This window comes from Streptomyces sp. STR69 (assembly GCF_024519455.1).
GTDB lineage: Bacteria > Actinomycetota > Actinomycetes > Streptomycetales > Streptomycetaceae > Streptomyces.
Genome location: NZ_JALJRY010000001.1, coordinates 73,185 through 93,908 on the forward strand (window position 1 = coordinate 73,185; position 20,724 = coordinate 93,908).

The window sequence follows — 20,724 nt, forward strand, 5'->3', positions numbered from 1 at the left end:
ATGCCTCCCGTCTTCGCCCACGGCCGCCTCCGCCTCTACCTGCTGAAGCTGCTGGACGAGGCCCCCCGTCACGGCTACGAGGTGATCCGCCTCCTGGAGGAGCGCTTCCAGGGGCTGTACGCGCCGTCGGCGGGCACGGTCTACCCGCGCCTGGCCAAGCTGGAGGTCGAGGGCCTGGTCACCCACACCACCGAGGGCGGCCGGAAGGTGTACGCCATCACGGACGCCGGCCGCGCCGAACTGGCCGACCGCAGCGGCGAGTTGGCCGACCTGGAGCTGGAGATCCGCGAGTCCGTCGCCGAGTTGGCCGCCGAGATCCGGGCCGATGTCCGGGGCGCTGCGGGCGACCTGCGGCGCGAGATGCGCGCGGCGGCCTCCGAGGCCCGGCGGGGCACCGGCAGCGCGCGGGCTCGTAGCGGCGAACACGAAGGCGCCGCCGGGGACTTCACGGACTTCGGCGACAAGGAGTCGTGGCGCGCCGCCAAGGAGGAGATGCGCCGCGCCAAGCAGGAGTGGAAGGAGCAGGCCCGGCGCGCCAAGGACGAGAGCCGGCGGGCCCGCGAGGAGGCCCAGCAGGCTCGGCGCCAGGCCAAGGAGGCCCAGGCGCGGGCGTGGGCACAGGCCCAGGAGGAGATGCAGCGCATCGGCCGCCAGGTCCAGGAGCACGCGCAGGACCACTTCGCGCGCGGCGACTGGCCCACGGGCGTACGGGAGAGCCTGACCGAACTGGCAAAGGAGTTCGGGGACTTCGGGAAGGAGTTCGGCAAGGACTTCGGGTTCGGGGGGCGGCCGGGTACGGGCAAGTCGGCACCGGCACCGGCACCGGGGGCGTCGGCACCGGAGTACAGCCGGACTCCGGAGGACTTCCCCGCGGAGTACGAACCGGTCTGGGCCCACGAGGAGTCCACCGGCGACCCGGCCCGCGATCTGGACCGGCTCCTCGACCGCTTCCGGGACGACATCCGTGACGCGGCCCGCGACCGCGGTGTCACCGAGGACCAACTCCGCGACACCCGCCGCCACTTGTCCGCGGCGGCGGCACACATCGGGGCGATACTGCGCGGCAGCCACCGGGCCTGAGCCGGCCGTCGCACCGCACCGCACTGCGGCAGGGCGCCGGGCACAAGGCCCTGGCGCCCGCCCCGCTCCGCGCCACCCTGCCCTCGGCCCTCAGCCCTCAGCCCCCAACCGCTAACCGCTAACCGCTAACCGTCCGCCCGTCTCCGCCCCTTAGCCCGCCTTCGCCTCTCCCCCGCCATACAGGACCCGCGTCGCCGCCTCGTGGGTCACGCCGTGAGCTGCGAGCACCTCGCCCGGCACGCCGGGGAGGATGGTCAGGGCGAGCAGGAAGTGCTCGTCGCCGATGTGCCGGTCGTGGTGGGCGGCGGCGATGCGCAGGGCCTTCTCCAAGACGTTCTTGGCGCCCCGGCCGAAGGTACGGCGGCCCGACCACCCTTCCCCACCCTTGCGGTCGCCGGACATCGCCCCGACACCGTGCACCTCCTCGACCCGGGCCACGATCTCCGAGACGTCGATGCCGAGCCCGGCAAGCGCGTCGGCCTCGGCCTGGGAGAGCCCGGCACGTCGGCGCGCGTCGCCCAGAGCCTGCCGTACGGACTCCTTGCGTTCTTCGGGAGCGAGACCGAGGGCGGTCAGGGTGAAGGAGGCCCGGCTGCCCTCGCGGTCGAGGAGTGCCAGCAGCAGGTGTGCGGCCTCGACGGAACCGGACCCTGACCGCTCGCAGTGCTCCACCGCGCTCTGCACCACGGCGCGGGCGTCTTTCGTGAACCGTTCGAACATCACTGCCTCCCGTACTTCTTGTGCACGGCCTGCCTGCTGACTCCGAGTTCCGCGGCGATCTCCTGCCACGACCAGCCCTGATTGCGCGCACTGCGCACCTGCACCGCCTCCAGTTGCTCCACCAGCTTGCGGAGCGCGGAGACGGCACGGAGGCCGACCCGTGGATCACGGTCACCCGCGCGCTCGGCGAGATCCGTTGCTTCGGTCATGATGTCAACCTACGTTGACACGCCCTGCATGTCAACCAAAGTTGACGGATAGTGCCGGTAAACGCCTGCGGCCGGCCCGAGAAACCGGACCGGCCGCAAAGCCGTGGAACAGAACCGAAGGAAAGGGAGCCCGCTAGCCGTTCGTGAGCACGATCTTGCCGAACTGGCCGCCGGAGTCGAGGCGTTCGAAGCCCTCGCGGGCCCGGTCCAGCGGGAGTACCTCGTCGATGACCGGGCGGACACCCGTCGCGGCGCAGAAGGCGAGCAGGTCCTCCAGCTCGTCCTTGGTGCCCATGGTCGAACCGACGACCTTGAGTTCGAGGAAGAAGATGCGGGTCAGTTCGGCGTGCGAGGGGCGGTCGCCGCTCGTGGCACCGGAGATGACGAGCGTGCCGCCGGGCTTGAGGGACTTCACCGAGTGGGACCAGGTGGCCGCGCCGACGGTCTCGATGACGGCGTCCACGCGCTGCGGCAGCCGAGCCCCCGGCTCCACCGCTTCCAGGGCGCCCAGTTCGAGCGCCCGCTTCCGCTTGGCCTCGTCCCGGCTGGTCGCGAAGACCCGCAGCCCGGCCGCCTTCGCGAGCACGATGGCGGCCGTGGCGACACCGCCGCCCGCGCCCTGCACGAGCACCGAGTCGCCGGGTCGTACCCCGGAGTTGGTGAAGAGCATGCGGTACGCCGTCAGCCAGGCCGTGGGCAGACAGGCGGCCTCGGCGAAGGACAGTTCCTTCGGCTTGGGCAGCACGTTCCACGTCGGTACGGCGACCTGCTCGGCGAAGGTGCCCTGGTAGTGCTCGGTGAGGATGGAACGGGGTTCCCTGGGCCCGACGCCGTGGCCGGTCTGGCCGATCACGGAGTGCAGGACGACCTCGTTGCCGTCCTCGTCGACGCCGGCGGCGTCGCAGCCGAGGATCATCGGCAATTTGTCCTCGGCGAGGCCCACGCCGCGCAGGGACCACAGGTCATGGTGATTGAGGGAGGCGGCCCTGACATCGATGGTGCTCCAGCCCGGCCGGGCCTCGGGGGCGGGGCGCTCCCCCAACTCAAGGCCGGAGAGCGGCTGGTCGCGGTCGATTCGGGCGGCGTAGACGGCGAACATGACCTTGACCATAGGCTCCGCCGGTTGGCCAGGGAACTACCGGGCGGTGTGACACATGCCCTCTTGCGCAAGGTTGCCGTGTTCCCGGGGGCTGCGACGGGAAAAGAGGTCAAGCCGCCACGACCCGCAGCCGTCGGCGAACCCGAGCCACCCACAGGAAACGCCCACCCCTCAATCACCCGAACGGGCGGGCGGGTGGGCAAAGAAAATGGCCCCGCCCAAGTGGACGGGGCCAAACGCACCTATCTGCGGGCAACACCCTCCGCCCGCGCCGCCGCGGCAACAGCCGCCGTAACCGCAGGCGCGACCCGCTCATCGAACGGTGACGGAATCACATAGTCCGCGGCGAGATCGTCGCCGACGACACCGGCCAGCGCCTCGGCCGCCGCGATCTTCATCCCCTCGGTGATCCGAGACGCCCGCACCTGCAGCGCGCCCGCGAAGATGCCCGGGAACGCCAGCACGTTGTTGATCTGGTTCGGGAAGTCGGACCGGCCCGTGGCGACGACCGCCGCGTACTTGTGCGCCACATCGGGGTGCACCTCGGGGTCCGGGTTGGCCATGGCGAAGACGAACGCGCCCTCGGCCATGGAAGCCACCGCCGGCTCCGGGACCGTACCGCCGGAGACACCGATGAAGACGTCGGCGCCTTCCAGCGCCGCTTCCAGCGTCCCCGAGAGCCCCGCCTTGTTGGTGAGCTCGGCGAGTTCCCGCTTGACGGGCGTGAGGTCGTCCCGGTCACGCGAGACGACGCCCTTGCGGTCGGCGACCGCGACGTCGCCGAGCCCGGCCTCCAGCAGGAACTTGGCGATGGCCACCCCGGCCGCGCCCGCGCCGGAGATGACGGCCCGCAGGTCGCCCAGTTCGCGCCCGGTCAGCTTCGCCGCGTTCCGCAGGGCCGCGAGCGTCACGATCGCCGTACCGTGCTGGTCGTCGTGGAAGACCGGGATGTCGAGCCGCTCCTGGAGCCTGCGCTCGATCTCGAAGCAGCGCGGCGCCGAGATGTCCTCCAGGTTGACGCCCCCGAAGGAGGGCGCGAGGCGCACCACGGTCTCGATGATCTCGTCGACGCCGGTGCAGGCCAGCGCGATCGGCACCGCGTCCACGCCGCCGAACTGCTTGAACAGGATGGCCTTGCCCTCCATGACGGGGAGGGAGGCCTCGGGACCGATGTCACCGAGTCCGAGCACCGCCGTACCGTCCGTCACGACGGCGACCACGGACGACTTCCAGGTGTAGTCGTGGACGAGTTCCGGCTGCTCCGCGATGGCGGTGCACACGCGCGCGACGCCGGGTGTGTATGCGAGGGACAGGTCGTCCTTGTCACGGATCGGCACGGTGGCCTGCACGGCCATCTTGCCGCCGCGGTGCAGCGCGAACGCAGGATCGAAGGAATCGAGGGGCTCGGCCCCGCCGTCCTGATCCGTACTGCTGTCGCTGCGAGGATTGACGATCTCCGCTGCCACTTTGTCTTACCCCTTAGGTCTTCATTGATTTGAGGGTGGCCACTCCCTGGTGAGGGGTGGGCGGGCACCGCGCAGGGCCCAGAGAGTTGATGCGTACGAGCACCTGCGCGACGGGCGCGCCGCACACGCGCCCTGAGCCCCGGATGAGGGGTGTAAAGAACCTTCTTACCGGACGGACGGCACCGAGGACGAGTCCAATAGGCGCAAGGTCACATCTCGTCGGCCGAGGGCGGAACGATGATCGATCACATCGTGAGACATACCGAAGATCTTCCGGCCGGAAGGAGTGATTCCAGCAGATGGTCCGCGATCAGGGCGTCCTGATGTACCGACCTGATGCGATTCGGGGTTCACCCGTTATCCGATTTTGACATGGGTAGTCCCCTGAATGGTTCAGTCCGAATGGCAAGATGCCCTAATCACACGAGGTCGCGACACCCGAAGGTGTGTGTTCTCGTCGACCCGTCGGCACCGCCATCCATCCCGCCGGAGGAACCCACCATGACCGCACGCTTCACCCGTCGTACGACCGCCGCGCACACCCGGCTCACAGCGGTCGGTGCGATCGCGGTCGCCGGCACCCTGCTGCTCACCGGCTGCGGTGACCACACGGACAAGAGCAGCAGCAGCTCCGAGTCGCCGTCGTCCTCGGCCCCGCTCGCGAGCAAGCTCCCCGCCGACATCCGCAAGGCGGGTGTCATCCAGGTCGGCTCGGACATCGCATACCCGCCGGTCGAATACATGGACAACGGCAAGGCCGTCGGTATCGACCCGGACATCGCGGACGCGCTCGGCAAGCAGCTCGGCGTGAAGTTCGAGTTCCAGAACGGCAAGTTCGACAACCTGATCGTGGGCCTCCAGGCCAAGCGCTTCCAGGTGCTCATGTCGGCGATGAACGACACCAAGGCCCGCCAGGACGGCATCAACTCGGACACCGGCAAGAAGGTCGGCGACGGCGTCGACTTCGTCGACTACTTCACCGCCGGTACGTCGATCCTCGTCCAGAAGGGCAACCCGAAGGGCATCAAGTCGCTCGACGACCTGTGCGGCAAGGTCGTGGCCCTGCAGAAGGGCACGACGTCCGAGGGCATCGCCAAGACGCAGAGCAAGAAGTGTACGACCGACGGCAAGAAGGCCATCAGCCTGCAGACCTTCGACACCGACCCCGAGGCGCTGCTGCGTCTGAAGCAGGGCGCGTCCGTCGCCGACCTGAACGACTTCCCGGTGGCGGCCTACAACGCGAAGACCTCCAGCGGCGGCAAGGACTTCGAGGTCGTCGGCGACCAGATCGAGGCGGGCCCGTACGGCATCGCCGTCAGCAAGACCAACACCCAGCTGCGCGACGCCCTCCAGGCCGCGCTCGCCGCGATCATGAAGAACGGCGAGTACACCAAGATCCTGCAGAAGTGGAACGTCACGGACGGCGCGGTCACCGAGGCCAAGATCAACGGCGGCTCCTGATCCCGCGCGACGCTGAAAGGCAGTCACCGTGACTGAGATTTCCGACCGGGTTCCGCCACCCGCACCCTCGGTACCGCCCGAGCAGATCAAGGCCATCCCGGTCCGCCACTACGGCCGCTGGGTGGCCGGGGTCGTGATCATCGGCCTGCTGGTGCTGATCGGGATCGCGTTCTCCAACGCGAAGATCAACTACAGCGTGATCCCCGACTATCTCTTCGACCCGGGCATCGTGGCCGGCGCCTGGACCACGCTGTACATCTCCGTGCTCGCAATGGTCCTCGGCGTCGTGCTCGGCATCGTCATCGCGGTGATGCGGCTGTCGTCGAACCCGGTCACCAGCACCGTGGCCTGGTTCTACATCTGGTTCTTCCGCGGTACCCCGGTCCTGGTGCAGCTGCTGCTCTGGTACAACATCGCGCTGGTCTTCCCCGTCCTGAACCTCGGGTTCTACAAGGACGAGATGAACCAGGTGATGACGCCGGTCCTGACGGCGCTGCTCGGGCTCGGCCTGAACGAGGCCGCCTACATGTCCGAGATCGTCCGGGCCGGCATCCAGTCGGTCGACGAGGGCCAGACGGAGGCGTCGCACGCCCTGGGTATGACGCAGAGCAAGACGCTGCGCCGGGTGGTCCTCCCGCAGGCGATGCGGGTCATCATCCCGCCGACCGGCAACGAGTTCATCAACATGCTGAAGACCTCGTCCCTGGCCTACGCCGTCCAGCTCCCCGAGCTGATCAAGAAGGCCACGGACATCTCCAGCACCTCGCTGGCGGTCGTCGAGATGTACTTCGTGGCGTGCATCTGGTACCTGTTCCTGACCACGGTCTTCAGCATCGTGCAGTACTACGTCGAGCGCCGTTACGCCCGCGGTTCGAGCCGCAGTCTGCCGCCGACCCCGCTGCAGCGGATGCGGAAGTACCTCCGCATGTTCGGCTCGTTCCGCCGCCCGGAGGTGGCCCGATGACCAGTCTCGCCAAGGACATCGCCCCGGGCACCGGCGGCCACCCGATGGTCAGGGCCGAGGCCGTGCACAAGTCGTTCGGACTGTCGCACGTCCTCAAGGGCATCGACCTGGAGGTGAACCCCCGCGAGGTGTTCTGCCTGGTCGGCCCGTCCGGCTCCGGCAAGTCCACCTTCCTGCGGTGCATCAACCACCTGGAGAAGATCAATTCCGGGCGGCTGTACGTCGACGGCCGGCTCGTCGGCTACCGGCAACAGGGCGACAAGCTCTACGAGTTGAAGGAGAAGGAGGTCTCCGCGCAGCGGCGGGACATCGGCATGGTGTTCCAGCGCTTCAACCTCTTCCCGCACATGACGGCGCTGGAGAACGTCATGGAGGCGCCGGTCCAGGTCAAGCGCGAGACCAAGGCCGTGGCGCGGGAACGGGCGCAGCAGCTGCTGGACCGCGTGGGTCTCGGCGACCGCACCGGCCACTACCCCTCCCAACTCTCCGGCGGCCAGCAGCAGCGCGTCGCGATCGCCCGGGCGCTGGCGATGCAGCCCAAACTGATGCTCTTCGACGAGCCGACCTCGGCGCTCGACCCGGAGCTGGTCGGCGAGGTGCTGGACGTGATGCGGGACCTCGCGGCGGACGGCATGACGATGATCGTCGTCACCCACGAGATGGGCTTCGCCCGCGAGGTCGGCGACTCGCTGGTCTTCATGGACGACGGCGTGGTGGTCGAGTCCGGCCACCCGCGCGAGGTCCTGATGAACCCGCAGCAGGAGCGGACCAAGTCGTTCCTCTCCAAGGTGCTCTGACCCTCACGCAGTGGGACTGCGCCCTTCACTCCGCCATGCAGATCCGCATGGCGGAGTGTGTAGTTTCCGGCGCGACCATCGCTGTCGCCCGGCGACCGAAAAGAGCCGCCCTCTCTCCGTGAAGGAGACCCGCGTGAAGGTCAAGAAGAGGTTCCTCGCAGTCGTACCACTGGCCCTGGCGATGGTCGTCGGCGTGAACACCCAGGCGAACGCGGTGACCAAGCACACGACGACCAAGACGTACAGCGGCGGCTTCTCGGCCTGGTCCTCGCCTCTGGGCCGGTGCGTCACGCTCACCATCACCGGAAAGATGTCGTACCGCTGGTGGCTCAAACAGCCGAACACCGGCCGCAAGGACATCTGGATCGACCAGCTCAAGCTCGGCAACCCCCAGCTGAAGATGATCGTCAGAGGCAAGTGCGACGGCGGCCACGCGGCGTACCGGAACGTGGACAGCGCCACGATGTCGCAGTACATCTACGACCACGGGTGCAACGTCCACACGGCCATCACGGTCAACACGCCGTTCGCCGTGGGTCTGACGCCGACCAAGACGTGCGGCCGTATCAAGGCGGCCAAGGCCTCGTCCTCGTTCCACCGGAAGGGCCACTACTACATCCAGAACAACACGCACTCCACCGTCGCCTTCAAGCCGGGAAGCACCCTGGACGCCAGGCCCTACCCGGGGCACAAGGAGATCTGCCTGAAGGACGACGTGGCCGCCCGGGTGGTCCTCGGCAACCAGGACGACGGGTTCAGCAAAGCACTCAACGTCTGCGTGAAGGTTTTCAGTTAGCAAAGGATCCGTCGACTGGTAAACCAGAAGGCGGAACGACGGACTCCCCTGTGTATTAGTGTGCACAAGATGCTGAACACGGGGGTGTTCTACGGTGAGATACCGGATACTCGGACAGTTGCGCGTGTGTACGGAGACAGGGGAACGGCTTGCATTGCAACGCCGCAAACCCCGTCTCCTGCTCGCGGCCATGCTGCTGCACAACGGCCGTACCGTCTCCACCCGCGAGCTGACGGCGGCACTGTGGGGAGACACACCACCGCCGTCGGCCCGGGCAAATCTGCAGGCCTACGTCTCGACTCTGCGCGTGCTCCTGGGCGCCTCCCGGCTCATCACGACACATGACGGCTACCGCCTTCTCGTCGAGCCGGACGACCTCGACGCGGATGTCTTCGAACGGCTCGTCGGCGAGGCCCGGACGGCGGCGCGCACGGGTCGGCCGCGGGATGCAGTGCGCTGCTTCACGGCGGCACTGGACCTGTGGCAGGGCGACGTCCTGGAGACACTGGAGCTGACCGAGCCCCTGCACGACGCGACCGCCGGGCTGCGGGAGTTGCGCCTGTCGGCGGAGGACGAACTCATGGACGCGCACCTCGACGCCGGTGAACACACCCACGTCGTCGCCGAGTTCAGGCGGCTGGTGCGGGCCGAACCGTTCCGTGAAGGCCGGTGGGGCCGGCTGATGACGGCCCTCCACAGGTGCGGTCGCGACAAGGAGGCGCTGGAGGCGTACCAGGAGCTGTACACCTTCCTCGACGGTGAACTCGGGGTCGGGCCCTGCGCGGAACTGCGGGCGCTGCACGGCGGCATCCTCGCGGCGGCCGATGCCGGTACGGGGTGGGCCGCGACGGCCGTGGAAACCCCCTGGAGGGGAGTACGGCCGTATGTCACCGTGGTCGGCCGGGATCACGAGCGTGCCGAACTCCGCGAACTCGCCCTCCGCGGAGGGCTCGTGACCGTCACCGGTCCCGGTGGCTGCGGCAAGTCGGCACTGGCGCTGGACACCGCGCGCACGCTGACCGCCGGTTTCCCGGGCGGGGTGACCGTCGTCAGCCCCGTCGCGGCCGGTACGGCCCTCCCCGCCGTACCGCCCGGTCCCGGCACCGGGCCGCGCGCGCTGTTCGTGCTGGACGACTGCGAGGACCTGCCCGACGCCGCCGCCCTGGCCCGCGGTCTGCTCTCCCGGCCCGGCAGCACCGTGGTGGCGACCTCGCGCTCTCCGCTGCGCATCAGCGGAGAGGTGACGTGGCCGTTGAGCCCCTTGCCCACTCCGAAGGCGAGCGAGGAGACGGCCGCCACCCGGCTGTTCGTGCAGCGGGCCGTACAGGCGACGGCCGGCTCCCGGACCACGGCGCCGCGCCCCGCGCTGGTGGCGAGAATCTGCCGCCGCCTCGACGGACTGCCGTTGGCCATCGAACTCGCCGCGGCCCGGCTGCGCGTGTTCTCCCTCCCGGAGCTCGCCGACCGGCTGGACACGGGCCTGGACTGCCTGCTGCCCCACACCGCCGACGCGCGCGGACAGGACACCCTCACGTCCGCCCTCAGCCGGGATCACGCCCGCCTCTGCTCGCACGAGCGCCAACTGCTGCGGCTTCTCGCCGAAACGGAGGGGGTGTTCAGCCTGTCCGACGTGGAGGCCGCGGCGGAACCGTATCTCCTCCCCGGCTGCGCGCTGCAGGCACTGGCCGCGCTCGTGGAGCAGTCGTTCGTGCACTCGCTGGACACGCCGGCCGGCCGAAGGTTCCGGCTGCTGGCGCCGACCCGGGCATTCGTCGCGCATCTGACCGCGCGGCGGCCGAAGTTGGAGACCAGGGGATAGGCAGACCTACTTCAGCGCCAGCAACAACGTGTCCGACGGCGAGCACCACACCGCCCGCGCCTCCCCGAACCCCTGCTCGCACAGCACGCGCGCGTGCCATGCGGCCGAGGGCATGTCACCGTCCGCGTGGGCGCCGTAGATCTCGAAGCGGCGGGCGGTCGGTTCGGCGAGAACGGGGTCCTGGGCGGCGAGTTGCCACCACTCGGCCCAGTCGAGGGCGCCGTTCCGCTGGGCCTGTTCCATCCGGGCACGGCTGCGGGTGCGCTCGATCGCGTTGATCCGCGGCGTGCTGTCGTCGATCATGTGGTCGGCGTTCATGAACACGCCGCCGTAGCGGACGAGTTCGGCGAGTTGGCCGTAGAGGTTGGCGAGGGGTTCGCTGTGCAGCCAGTGCAGGGCCGTGGCGGTGAGGACGGCGTCGTACGAGTCGTACGGCAGCTTCCTCGTCCACTGCGGGTCCTTGAGGTCGGCCGTGACGAAGGAGACCCGCTCGTCGCCCTCGAAGGTGCCGCGGGCGATGGCGAGGAGGGCGGGATCGAGGTCGACGCCGGTACTGGTGGCGTTCGGGAAGCGGGCCAGCAGCCGGGCCGTGATGCTGCCGGTGCCGCAGGCGAGGTCGAGGACGCGTGGCTCGGGTCCGACGCTCGCCTCGACCATGTCGAGCATGATCCGGAAGCGGTCCTCCCGGTCGGGCATGTACCACTCCTGCTGCCGGTCCCAGCTCTCCTGCCAGGACTGCCAGTCGGTTCCGACACCGGTCGTCATGAGGACCCCCTGTCCACGCGCTGTCACAATTCCACTGCCGTAATACCCTGGAAGCACGATCAGCTGTTACCCGACCGCATCCACGACCATAGAGCGCCTCCGTAAGGACTACAAGTGGAACTGGCCTATTACTCGGACTACGCCGTACGCCTCGTCAACACCGAGGAACCGGCCCGGGGCAAGGACGTCCTGACCTCGGTCGAGGCCGTACGGGACCTGTTCGGCACCAACAAGGAGGCGGCCCGCCGCGCCACCGACGCCGACGTCACACGCTTCCGTTCGGTCCGGGGCCGGCTGCGGGCGGTCTTCCAGGCGGCCGACGACGGCGACGAGACCCTCTCCGTGAACCTGCTGAACTCACTCCTCCTGGAGTTCCCGGTCAGTCCGCAGATCTCCGGGCACAACTTCCGGGACGAGGACGGCCGTCCGCTGTGGCACATGCACCTCGCGGACCACCCGTCGAACGCGACCGCCGGCTACGCGGCCATCGCGGCGATGGGCCTGGCCTTCCACCTCACCGAGTACGGCGTCGACCGCCTGGGCCTGTGCGAGGCGCCCCCGTGCCGCAACGCCTACCTGGACACCTCGACCAACCGCTCCCGGCGCTACTGCTCGGACCGCTGCGCCACCCGCGCCAACGTGGCCGCCTACCGGGCCCGGAAGCGCCTGGAGGCCGACCGGTCGGAGAGGACGGGCCTGGCGGCCGAGAGCACCCAGCGCGCGAGCGCGAACGGCGAACGCTGATCCCGCTTGAGCGGCCGGTACCGGAAGCGCACCCTGCCCAGCACCAGATCCTCGGGCACGGCGCCGTAGTCGGTACTGTCCCCACCGGCGAACGCGTTGTCCCCGAGCACCCACCACCCGCCGTCCCGCCGCTCCACGGCCCGCTTGACGACCAGCAGGTCCTGCTGGAACGGATGCCGCAGCACGACGATGTCCCCGGGCCTGATCCGCGCCCCGTACTGCACCACCAGCAAGTCCCCGTGGACCAGCGTCGGCACCATGGACGGCCCGGTCACCTCGGCCGTCCCGAAGGGCAGTACGGCCCTCCCGCGCTCGGTCTCCTGCGACAGCTCCGGCATCCCCGGCACCTCCCCGGTCCTATCCTCCACCAGTCTGAGTCCGACCCCGGACTTTTGTCCTAAGCCCATGGGGGCACTCGCGAAATCAGCTTCTCCAGGGAGTAATGTCCCACCTGAGAAGACGATCACGAGGAAGGAACGCTCCATGCTTTCCCGCCTGTTTGCCCCCAAGGTGAAGGTCAGCGCGCACTGCGACCTGCCCTGCGGTGTGTACGACCCGGCCCAGGCCCGCATCGAGGCGGAGTCGGTGAAGGCCGTCCAGGACAAGATGGCCGCCAACGACGACCCGCACTTCCAAGCGCGCGCCATCGTCATCAAGGAACAGCGCGCCGAGCTCGCGAAGCACCACGTCTCGGTGCTCTGGAGCGACTACTTCAAGCCCCCGCACTTCGAGAAGTACCCGGAGCTGCACCAGCTGGTCAACGACACCCTGAAGGCCCTCTCGGCCGCCAAGGCGTCCACCGACCCGGCGACGGGCCAGAAGGCGCTGGACTACATCGCCCAGATCGACAAGATTTTCTGGGAGACCAAGAAGGCTTGATCTTTACTCATGCCTTCTGACCTGCGATTTCTTTCGTTGCAGCGTCTCCCAGTCCGCACCCGGTCCGCAGGCCGCCGAGAACGGCGTCCATGACGGTCCGGGTGCGGTCTTCTTCGCCCGGCCACAGGTGGGCGTAGATCCGCAGCGTGATGACGGCGGACGCGTGGCCGAGGACGAGCTGGACCTGCTTGACGCTCGCTCCGCCGGCGATGAGGGCGGAGGCGTAGAAGTGGCGCAGGTCGTGGGTCACCATGTGCGGCAGCTCGACGGGTTTGCGCCCCGCGCGCTCGGCTGCCTCGTTCTCCGCCGCCTGGAGCGCCTTGCGGGCGCAGTTCCACTCGGTCTTCCAGCGACGGTAGTTGAGGGGCTCGCCCTCCTCCATCGTGAACAGCCACTCCTTCGAGGGCCGTGCGGCGAGGTGCGTGAGGAGCGCGTCCGTAACGACCTCGCCGACCGGGACCGTACGCCGGGACTTGCCGGTCTTCGGCGGACCGATCAGGCCGGACTGGAGACGCTGGCGCTCGACGCGGATCGTGCCGCTCTTGAAGTCGACGTCCGAGAGCTTGAGGCCGAGCAACTCGCCTATCCGCAAGCCCGATCCGGCCAGGACGACGATCGCCGTTCGGATGTACGGCGGCATCGCTCCGAGCATCGCCTCGACCTGCGCGACAGTGAGCGGAGTGAACTCCTCGTCGGGCATGGACGGAAGCGTGATCCGCTTGCAGGGGGTCACGGCGATGACCTTGTCCTCGACGGCCGCCGTCATGACGCGGACCAGGACGTCGTAGACGTTGCGTACGCTGCCGGGACCCAGTTGCTCGGAGAGCTTCTTGAAGAGGGCCTGGATGTGGCTGCGGCGCAAGGACGCCATCGCGTAGGAGCCGAGCGCGGGTATCAGGTGAACCCGCAGGGCGTTGTCGGTGATACGGGTGCCCGCCTCACCGGCGATCTGCTCGCCCTCCCACTTCGTCGCGTACTTCTCGAATGAGATCTTGCCGGCGCGCGGGTCGACGTACAGGCCGGTGACCACGCTGGCCGTGACCTCGTCGAGCCAGCGCTGGGCGTCGAGTTTGCGGTCGAAGTGGCGGGCGTGCTCCTTGCCGTCAAGGTCGCGGTAGCGGGCCCGCCATTTGCCGTTGGGGCGCTTTTGAATGTTGGCCAAGTGGCTTCTCCCTTGGGTTGGTTACCGGTAGTTGCCGCCGCCCTCGATGTGCTCGGTGAGGGTGCGCGCGTCGCGCTCGTCGCCCATCAGGCGAAGGCACTGCTCATGGATGGCTCGTGAGCTGTCGGGGTGACCCTGAATGTGCTCGGCGATGCCGACGACGGCGTGGTGCAGGCGGTCTTCGGCGTCGCGTGTCTCGTAGTACGCCTCGACGGCTTCCTGAACGAGCCGTCTGCTGTCGAGATCAAGCCCTTCCAGCGACGGTGACATCAGCTCTTCGAGGGGCAGCTCGAAGACGCGGGCGAAGGCGAGCGCCTCGTCGACGTTGATGCGGCGGCGCGGGGTGCCGTTCTCGATGCGCCAGACCGCGGTCTGGTTCATCTTGACGCCGGCCTTGGACACCCGGTCCGCCAGCTCCGTCGTGCTCCATCCCCTGACCTCGCGCTCCAGCGCCACGCGAGCGGCGATGTTGCCCTCGCTGTAGAGCAGCGGCACCTCACCACCGTCGACCTTGTCGCCTGCCATCGAACCTCCATCACGATCATCACTATCCCAATTGTAACGCACGCTATCCGATTTGGTTAACCGGCGATCGTCGGGCACACTTTATGCAGATAGGAACGCCACTTAGTCGATTAGGAACGCATGCGATACCTGACCACCGCCGAGGTCGCCGAGCGCTACCGCACAGCCGAGAGCACCGTCCGCTACTGGCGCCAGATCGAGAAAGGCCCGCGCGGGATCAAGATCGGCAAGCGGGTGCTGTACGCCGAGGCCGAGCTGCTGCGCTACGAGCGCGCGCTGAACGACAGCCGGGGCGAGTGGGGTCTGGCCTCCTGAGCCGACGAGAGCCCCGGACACGGAAACGGCCCTCGGCGCGCCAACGCCAAGGGCCGGAGAGTCCCCGCACTTCGCCCATCCCTGAACGAACAAGCCGGCGAGGGGCTGGACCTTGCCCGTCCTCCCCTCGCCTGAGAGGAACGTCCATGGAGGACCCTACGTCCCCCGCCACGAACGCATCCCCAACTGCCTGGCCCGCAACCGCGGTCCCCGGCGAAGGCATCCCCTGGCACCGCGGGGACCAGACGGACACACGGTCACCTGCTACGGGGACCACACAGCAATCGGCGGACGCGGGAGCACACGGGGACCAGCGCCCGGCTGACGCAGCGGCTGGGGACCGTCCCCACAAGGCGCCCGAGCCCCCGTCCCCGCAAGCCACGGTCCCGATATCCACAGCCGCTGGAAACCTGCAGGCCAGCGGGGCGAAAACAGGGACCGGTCCCCAAGACGAGGGAGTTACACCAGGGGACCGCAATGGGGACCGTGATCGCGGTCCCCGTCGGCCGCCGGGGACCGACGGTCCCACCGAGGGGACCGTGCATCAGGAGATCGCGGTCCCCGATGGCAGGCTGGGCACCGGAGATCACGAAAGCACCGGCATCGAGTCGGCTGCTGACGGTGCTGCACTGCTTGACGAGTTGCGGTCGGCGATCGCCAAGTACGCGGTGCTGCCCAGCGAGGAGGCGTTGATTGCGGTGACGTTGTGGGTGGCGGCCACCCACATCCAGCCCGCGCTGCAGCACGCTCCCCGCTTGGCGGTGGTCGGGCCGACCAAGGGGTGCGGCAAGTCCCGCGTCCTTGACGTGCTCCACGAGACCGTCCACCAGCCGATCATGACGGTGAACATGTCCACGGCGGTGCTCTTCCGCGTCATCGGCAAGAACCCGCGCACGCTCCTGGTGGACGAGGCCGACGCCATCTTCAGCAAGGCGGGCGACAACGAGGAACTGCGCGGCCTGCTGAACGCCGGACATCAGCGCAACCGGCCCGCCTGGCGCATCTCCGGTCCGGAGCACAAGCCGACCCCGTATCCGACCTTCGCCATGGCCGCGCTGGCCGCGATCGGCGACTTGCCCGACACGATCACGGACCGAGCAGTCGTGCTCCGCATGCAAAAGCGAAAGCCCGGTGAGAAGGTCACCCCGTTCCGGTCACGGTACGCCGTACCGGAATTGAATACGCTGCGAGACAAGCTGGCCGCGTGGCTGACCCCACTGCAGGCCACCGCTGCCCGCCTGGTGCCACGGATGCCGGTCGAGGACCGGGCCGCGGATACCTGGGAGCCGCTGGTCATCGTCGCCGACATGGCCGGCGGTCACTGGCCCACGAGTGCTCGGGCGGCCTGTGTGGCAATGACCCGCAACGAGGTCGTCCAGGACGAGCAGACCACCCTCAAGACACGGCTGCTGCGCGACATCCGCCGTGTCTTCGCCGAGCGGGACAACCCCGAGGCCCTGCGTACCCATGACTTGGTCCAGGAGCTCACCGTGGACGCCGAGGCGCCGTGGGCGGAGTACGGCACCAAGGGCCTGAACGCCTACCACCTGGCCAATCTGCTGCGGGACTTCAACATCAGCCCGGCCAACTACCGCTTCGAGGGGGGCAGGCAGGCCAAGGCGTACATGCGTAACCGGTTCCTCGACGCCTGGGCCCGCTACTGCCCGGACCCCACCCAACAGGTCACCACGCCCACGCACGAGGTCACACCGGCACCTCCAGCCAAGGGCCAGTCGCCCGCCGTCCCGCGGGGAACCCTGCCTGTTGGCCCGCCCGGCGGCATCGCGGGCCCCAAGCTCGCTCGCTAACCCACCTTCCCCTGGGCTCGTCGCACTCCGTCGCGTCCGTCCCCGCGCAGGTCAGCGCGGGGACGGACTTCCTCGCCAATACGGATCTCTCCGTACCTGCGTCCGTGTCCGTACCTGTGCTGACCAGGCATGCGACGGACGCGACGGAGTACGACACAGCCCCGCGCACACACCCGGAGCACGACCATGCACGACAACCACAGCCGCCGCAGGGGCCTGTTCGGCCTAGGCCGTCGACCAGCAGCAAGCTGGAGCGAACGAGCCTCTAACGAGGCTTCGTCCGCGCTTGCCTCCGCCCCGGGGGTGGCGGAGGAGGCGGCCGGGCGCCAGCGGGCACCCGAGCTGGGGACTGGGATCGTCGCGCCCGATGCCGCGCCTATCGCCGACTCCACGTCCGCATCCGCACCCGACGAGCCACCCGTCGATGCTCCAGCAGTCATCGAGAAGCCCTCCTGGCGCGAACCCGACGCCCCTGCGCTGCCCGTGCTGCTGAACCGCAAGCGCACTACCGAGAAGCGCGACCAGGACAAGACCATCCGCTTCACACCGACCGCGGTCCGCATCATCGCCGAGGAGGCCGAGCGACGCGGGCAGAAGTTCGCCGGCTTCGTCGGCGATGCCGCCCTCGCCGTCGCCCTGGGCAAGGCGGGCCTGGTCGGCAGCCCGGAGGACGATCCCGATCGCCCTCTCATCGAGGCCATCGAGGCGCACACCACTGCGCTGAACCGCGTCGGCAACAACCTCAACCAGATCACCGAAGCCATCCACCGAGGCGCCGTTCCCGAGCAAGCCGAGGCCGTTCTGGCCGGCGTCGCGCGGACGGTCGAGAGCAGCTACCGGCTGATCGACCGGCTTCTGACGGAGGGCACTGCGGATGGTGCCTGACGTCTCCACCGGCTCCAGCACGCTCGGCCTGATCAACTACCTCTTCAGCAAAGGGCGGCGCGACGAGCACACCGACCCGCACATCGTCGCTGCTTGGGACATGGCCGGCGCCCCCGATCCCGGCCGCGACCCCGAGGCCACCTACACCCGGCTCGCCCGGCGCCTGGACCACCACGTGGACCTGCGCACGCGCGAGCTGGGCGGTAGGAAGCCACCGCAGCATGTGTGGCACTGCCCCGTACGCACCGCGCCCGGCGACCGCTACCTGACCGACACCGAGTGGGCCGAAGTATCGCGCCGTGTCGTCGCGGCCACGGGCATCGCCCCTGACGGCGACGAGAAGGCGTGCCGGTGGATCGCGGTCCGGCACGCCGACGACCACATCCACATCCTGGCGACAACCATCCGCGCCGACGGCCGCCGCCCCCGCACGAACCGCGACGGCTGGCGGGCACAGCGGGAATGCCGCAAGATCGAGGCCGAGTTCGGGCTGCGCCGCCTCAAGTCCGGCGACCTCACCGCACCGCGCACGCCCACTGGCGCCGAGCGGGCCAAGGCCGAGCGCCAGGGCCGGGAGCAGACCGCGCGCGAGTGGCTGCGCGAGCAGGCGTACGCGGTCGCCGCCGCCGTACGCAGCATCGACGAGTACTTCACCGTGCTGCGTTCTCTCGGTATCCAGGTCAGGCCGCGCATCGGCCCGGAGACCGGTGAGGTGACCGGGTACAGCCTCGCCGCCCCTGGCGACACCACCGGAGGCCAACCCATCTGGTACGGAGGCTCAAGCCTCGCCCCCGACCTGTCCTACAACCGCCTGTGCGAACGCCTCCCCACCCAGGATCTGTTCGACCGCCCCCAGCTGGTGGCGGACCCGGTCGAACCATGGCACCGCGTCGAAACCGCCATCCGCCACACCCACGCCGCCCTCGCCTCGGGCGACGACGCCATGGCCCAGGGCCACCTGGATGCGTTCGGCGACGCGCTCCACAACCTGGCCCTCGCCACCCACGGCCCGCACCAGGTCGAACTACGAGCCGCAGCAAGGGCGTTCAACCGCGCCCGACGCTCGGCGATCCGGGCCGACCACCAGGCCGCCAGCGCGCTGCGCCAGGCCGCCAAGGAACTCGCCTACGCCACACACGATCCTGGCGGACTCGCCATCGCCTTGATCTTCGCCGCCCTCCATCTGGCGCGCGCCGCTGCCAATTGGCACGAGCAACGCGGGCACGAGCAGCAGGCGGCAGCAGCCGAGGAAGCCTTCCGTCATCTGCAGGCGGGTTACCAGCAGGCCGGCGAGCCGGTACTGGCGGATCTCACCCGACGTGCCCCACGCACCGTCACCGTCCGCCGCTTCGAGCAAGACCTGCGCGCAGCCCTCCCCGACCACGCCGACCGCATCCTCACCGACCCCGCCTGGCCGGCCCTGACCACGACCCTCGCCCGCGCCGAGACCGCCGGCCACAACCCTCGGCATCTCTTGGCCGAAGTCGCTGCCCAACGAGAACTCGATACCGCCGGACAGCCCGCCGAAGTTCTCAACTGGCGCATCACCGTCCAGCCGAACAAGCGAGCTCAGGCGGCACGCAGTCGAAGCACCCGACCAGCCACGCCAGCACCACAGCCCACACCCACGGCGGTGAGCGAACGGCCAACGGAACGCAGCCGACACCGATAAGGGAGTCGGCCCTCAGCGGCGGCAGACGAGGATGCCGCCGAGGCAAGTGACCTTGAAGGCCCGTCCCTCGCGAGGCTCTCGCGCCGACCGAAGACGCGAGTCCTCGCACAGGGCGGCCGTCGTAATCGCCGACATGCGGCGGCCGCCCTTTACCCTCCCGGTCGCCGACCTTTTCTCCTCCTGCAGTCAATGGCTCGCTCCGGCAGTCATTGGCTTGGCTACCCTGCGGAACCTTGCGATCAACACGCTCCGCGACGCCGGACACAGCAACAACGCTGCCGGCCTACGCCACACCTCCTACGAGCCCTTCACCGGCCCGCTCGCCCTCCTGGGCATCGCCTGACCAGCGACGCTCACAAGACCAAGAGGCTTTGTAACGCCCTGTACATCACCGACGCCCGACCTCGGGCGGCCTGACCTTCAGGCGCGTAGGCTGATTCGGTGATCGTGAAGGAATCGTTCAACTTCCGCCGGACCGTGCCGTATGTGCGATTCGATCTGCTGCTTGCCGCGATCAGCGCCACTGCGGCGTACCTGCTGGTCGACGTCGCCGAAATCTCCTGGCTCGCGCTGCCGTCTTTGGTCGCCACTGTTCTTGGTACCGCTCTGGCCATCCTGCTCGCGTTCCGCGCCAATACCGCCTACCAGCGCTGGTGGGAAGCAAGCACCATCTGGGCCCAGATCACTGGTCTGTCGCGCACCCTGATCCGGGTCGCCCGGTCTCTCACCGATGCCAAGGTCGCCCAGGGGTCCGTCGCATCCGACGCCGTCCACGCCTGGCAACGTGACCTGGCCGTCCGCCAGGCAGCCTGGGCTCACAGCCTGGCCCGGAAGCTGCGCCAACAGGACGCCACGGCCGAGCTCACCCGCCTCCTGCCGGCTGACGAGGCGGGCCTTGTCCTCGCCGCCGACAATGGGCCCGCCGTCCTGGCCCGGTTGCAGAGCCAGGCCATCTTCCGAGGCTATGCCGCCGGAATCCTCGCCGGTCTGGACAACTTCCAGTTGGAGACCGCTTTGGCCGGACTGTCCGTCCAGCAGGCACTCGCGGAACGCATGAGCGCAACCCCGATCCCCCGGCCGCACGACTACCTCAGTCGTGTGTTCGTCCACTGCTATGTCGTGGTTTTCCCGTTCGCGACTATCAGCGTCGTACCCGCCCACCAGTGGCTGGTGATTCCCACCACGCTCCTGATCGCCTTGTACTTCCGGCTGATCGAACGGGTTGGCGCCGCCAACGAGGAACCGTTCGCCAACCGCGTCCAGGATGTTCCCATCACGGCCCTGGCCATCAACCTCGAACGTGACCTGCTTGAGCTCGTCGACGTCCCGGATCGCCCGGCCAAAGCCGTGCCCGTCGACGGATACCTCTGGTGATGGTGAACCACCGCTCGGTCCTGCTGGCCCACACCGGATGCGGCCGCTGGCCGGAGACGCCGCCCACAGTCTCGGACCTCTCGCATTCCCGGCCCTGGACCGCGGCAGAACCCAATTCCGGTCCCTGAGGGGCGATCCAGACCCCGACTTGCGGGCACCGGTGGGGGCGGTTCTCATGGTGTGG

At 68.9% G+C, this 20,724-nt stretch carries 22 protein-coding genes; 14 read left to right on the plus strand and 8 right to left on the minus strand.

Going from position 1 to position 20,724, the window contains the following annotated elements:
* A complete protein-coding gene (locus tag OC490_RS00310; RefSeq protein WP_262055716.1) occupies nucleotides 1–1,080 on the plus strand; it encodes a PadR family transcriptional regulator in 1,080 nt (359 codons plus the stop codon).
* Between the two features lie 150 nt (nucleotides 1,081–1,230).
* Here the strand turns inward: OC490_RS00310 and OC490_RS00315 are convergent, their stop codons facing one another.
* The 4 genes from OC490_RS00315 to OC490_RS00330 form a co-directional block, all read right to left on the minus strand.
* Nucleotides 1,231–1,800, minus strand: a complete 570-nt coding sequence (locus OC490_RS00315; RefSeq protein WP_262055717.1) for a Clp protease N-terminal domain-containing protein — start codon at nucleotides 1,798–1,800, stop codon at nucleotides 1,231–1,233.
* Complete coding sequence (locus OC490_RS00320; RefSeq protein WP_019058236.1) at nucleotides 1,800–2,009, minus strand: helix-turn-helix domain-containing protein; 210 nt, start codon at nucleotides 2,007–2,009, stop codon at nucleotides 1,800–1,802. The genes OC490_RS00315 and OC490_RS00320 overlap by 1 nt, the downstream gene beginning before the upstream one ends.
* Before the next feature lie 133 nt (nucleotides 2,010–2,142).
* Entirely contained in the window at nucleotides 2,143–3,108 is a 966-nt protein-coding gene (locus OC490_RS00325; protein ID WP_262055718.1) for a zinc-binding dehydrogenase, read from the minus strand.
* A gap of 242 nt (nucleotides 3,109–3,350) precedes the next feature.
* Entirely contained in the window at nucleotides 3,351–4,574 is a 1,224-nt protein-coding gene (locus tag OC490_RS00330; RefSeq protein ID WP_262055719.1) for an NADP-dependent malic enzyme, read from the minus strand.
* A 501-nt stretch (nucleotides 4,575–5,075) separates the two neighbouring features.
* Here OC490_RS00330 and OC490_RS00335 point away from each other — a divergent pair.
* The 5 genes from OC490_RS00335 to OC490_RS00355 all read left to right on the plus strand — a co-directional run bounded on the left by OC490_RS00335 (nucleotide 5,076) and on the right by OC490_RS00355 (nucleotide 10,411).
* On the plus strand, nucleotides 5,076–6,035 hold the full coding sequence (locus tag OC490_RS00335; protein ID WP_262055720.1) for an ABC transporter substrate-binding protein: 960 nt from the start codon (nucleotides 5,076–5,078) through the stop codon (nucleotides 6,033–6,035).
* A 28-nt stretch (nucleotides 6,036–6,063) separates the two neighbouring features.
* Nucleotides 6,064–6,999: an amino acid ABC transporter permease gene (locus OC490_RS00340; protein ID WP_262055721.1), complete on the plus strand. Its 936-nt coding sequence runs from the start codon at nucleotides 6,064–6,066 to the stop codon at nucleotides 6,997–6,999.
* Nucleotides 6,996–7,796 (plus strand): amino acid ABC transporter ATP-binding protein, encoded by an 801-nt coding sequence (locus OC490_RS00345; RefSeq protein ID WP_315986643.1) that lies wholly within the window; start codon nucleotides 6,996–6,998, stop codon nucleotides 7,794–7,796. The genes OC490_RS00340 and OC490_RS00345 overlap by 4 nt, the downstream gene beginning before the upstream one ends.
* Before the next feature lie 133 nt (nucleotides 7,797–7,929).
* The gene (locus OC490_RS00350) at nucleotides 7,930–8,592 is read left to right on the plus strand and encodes a hypothetical protein (RefSeq protein WP_262055722.1); all 663 of its coding nucleotides are present in this window, start codon (nucleotides 7,930–7,932) and stop codon (nucleotides 8,590–8,592) included.
* 154 nt (nucleotides 8,593–8,746) lie between these two features.
* Nucleotides 8,747–10,411, plus strand: coding sequence for an AfsR/SARP family transcriptional regulator (locus tag OC490_RS00355; protein WP_262055723.1), 1,665 nt, complete (start codon nucleotides 8,747–8,749; stop codon nucleotides 10,409–10,411).
* 6 nt (nucleotides 10,412–10,417) lie between these two features.
* Here OC490_RS00355 and OC490_RS00360 read toward each other — a convergent pair whose 3' ends face one another.
* Complete coding sequence (locus OC490_RS00360; protein WP_262055724.1) at nucleotides 10,418–11,176, minus strand: class I SAM-dependent methyltransferase; 759 nt, start codon at nucleotides 11,174–11,176, stop codon at nucleotides 10,418–10,420.
* Between the two features lie 114 nt (nucleotides 11,177–11,290).
* Here OC490_RS00360 and OC490_RS00365 point away from each other — a divergent pair, with 114 nt between their 5' ends.
* Nucleotides 11,291–11,920: a CGNR zinc finger domain-containing protein gene (locus tag OC490_RS00365; RefSeq protein ID WP_262055725.1), complete on the plus strand. Its 630-nt coding sequence runs from the start codon at nucleotides 11,291–11,293 to the stop codon at nucleotides 11,918–11,920.
* Here the strand turns inward: OC490_RS00365 and sodX are convergent.
* Complete coding sequence (gene sodX / locus OC490_RS00370) at nucleotides 11,824–12,258, minus strand: nickel-type superoxide dismutase maturation protease (RefSeq protein WP_262055726.1); 435 nt, start codon at nucleotides 12,256–12,258, stop codon at nucleotides 11,824–11,826. The two genes, OC490_RS00365 and sodX, sit on opposite strands and share 97 nt — an antisense overlap.
* 145 nt (nucleotides 12,259–12,403) lie before the next feature.
* Between sodX and sodN the strand changes: the two genes are divergently transcribed.
* Nucleotides 12,404–12,799 (plus strand): superoxide dismutase, Ni, encoded by a 396-nt coding sequence (gene sodN, locus OC490_RS00375; protein ID WP_019058247.1) that lies wholly within the window; start codon nucleotides 12,404–12,406, stop codon nucleotides 12,797–12,799.
* 7 nt (nucleotides 12,800–12,806) lie between these two features.
* Here sodN and OC490_RS00380 read toward each other — a convergent pair whose 3' ends face one another.
* Together OC490_RS00380 and OC490_RS00385 are read right to left on the minus strand one after the other, a co-directional pair.
* Entirely contained in the window at nucleotides 12,807–13,961 is a 1,155-nt protein-coding gene (locus OC490_RS00380; protein WP_262055727.1) for a tyrosine-type recombinase/integrase, read from the minus strand.
* Nucleotides 13,962–13,982: 21 nt separating this feature from the next.
* Nucleotides 13,983–14,486: a helix-turn-helix transcriptional regulator gene (locus OC490_RS00385; protein ID WP_262055728.1), complete on the minus strand. Its 504-nt coding sequence runs from the start codon at nucleotides 14,484–14,486 to the stop codon at nucleotides 13,983–13,985.
* Between the two features lie 120 nt (nucleotides 14,487–14,606).
* Here OC490_RS00385 and OC490_RS00390 point away from each other — a divergent pair, with 120 nt between their 5' ends.
* The 6 genes from OC490_RS00390 to OC490_RS00415 all read left to right on the plus strand — a co-directional run bounded on the left by OC490_RS00390 (nucleotide 14,607) and on the right by OC490_RS00415 (nucleotide 20,540).
* On the plus strand, nucleotides 14,607–14,801 hold the full coding sequence (locus tag OC490_RS00390) for a helix-turn-helix transcriptional regulator (protein ID WP_262055729.1): 195 nt from the start codon (nucleotides 14,607–14,609) through the stop codon (nucleotides 14,799–14,801).
* A 539-nt stretch (nucleotides 14,802–15,340) separates the two neighbouring features.
* Nucleotides 15,341–16,609, plus strand: coding sequence for a DUF3631 domain-containing protein (locus OC490_RS00395; protein ID WP_410098446.1), 1,269 nt, complete (start codon nucleotides 15,341–15,343; stop codon nucleotides 16,607–16,609).
* Nucleotides 16,610–16,912: 303 nt separating this feature from the next.
* On the plus strand, nucleotides 16,913–17,494 hold the full coding sequence (locus OC490_RS00400; protein ID WP_262056275.1) for a MobC family plasmid mobilization relaxosome protein: 582 nt from the start codon (nucleotides 16,913–16,915) through the stop codon (nucleotides 17,492–17,494).
* Nucleotides 17,484–19,166, plus strand: coding sequence for a relaxase/mobilization nuclease domain-containing protein (locus OC490_RS00405; protein WP_262055730.1), 1,683 nt, complete (start codon nucleotides 17,484–17,486; stop codon nucleotides 19,164–19,166). Before OC490_RS00400 ends, OC490_RS00405 begins: the two co-directional genes overlap by 11 nt.
* Before the next feature lie 214 nt (nucleotides 19,167–19,380).
* Nucleotides 19,381–19,509, plus strand: a complete 129-nt coding sequence (locus tag OC490_RS00410; RefSeq protein WP_262055731.1) for a hypothetical protein — start codon at nucleotides 19,381–19,383, stop codon at nucleotides 19,507–19,509.
* Between the two features lie 98 nt (nucleotides 19,510–19,607).
* The gene (locus OC490_RS00415) at nucleotides 19,608–20,540 is read left to right on the plus strand and encodes a bestrophin family protein (RefSeq protein ID WP_262055732.1); all 933 of its coding nucleotides are present in this window, start codon (nucleotides 19,608–19,610) and stop codon (nucleotides 20,538–20,540) included.
* The last annotated feature ends 184 nt before the right edge of the window (nucleotides 20,541–20,724 follow it).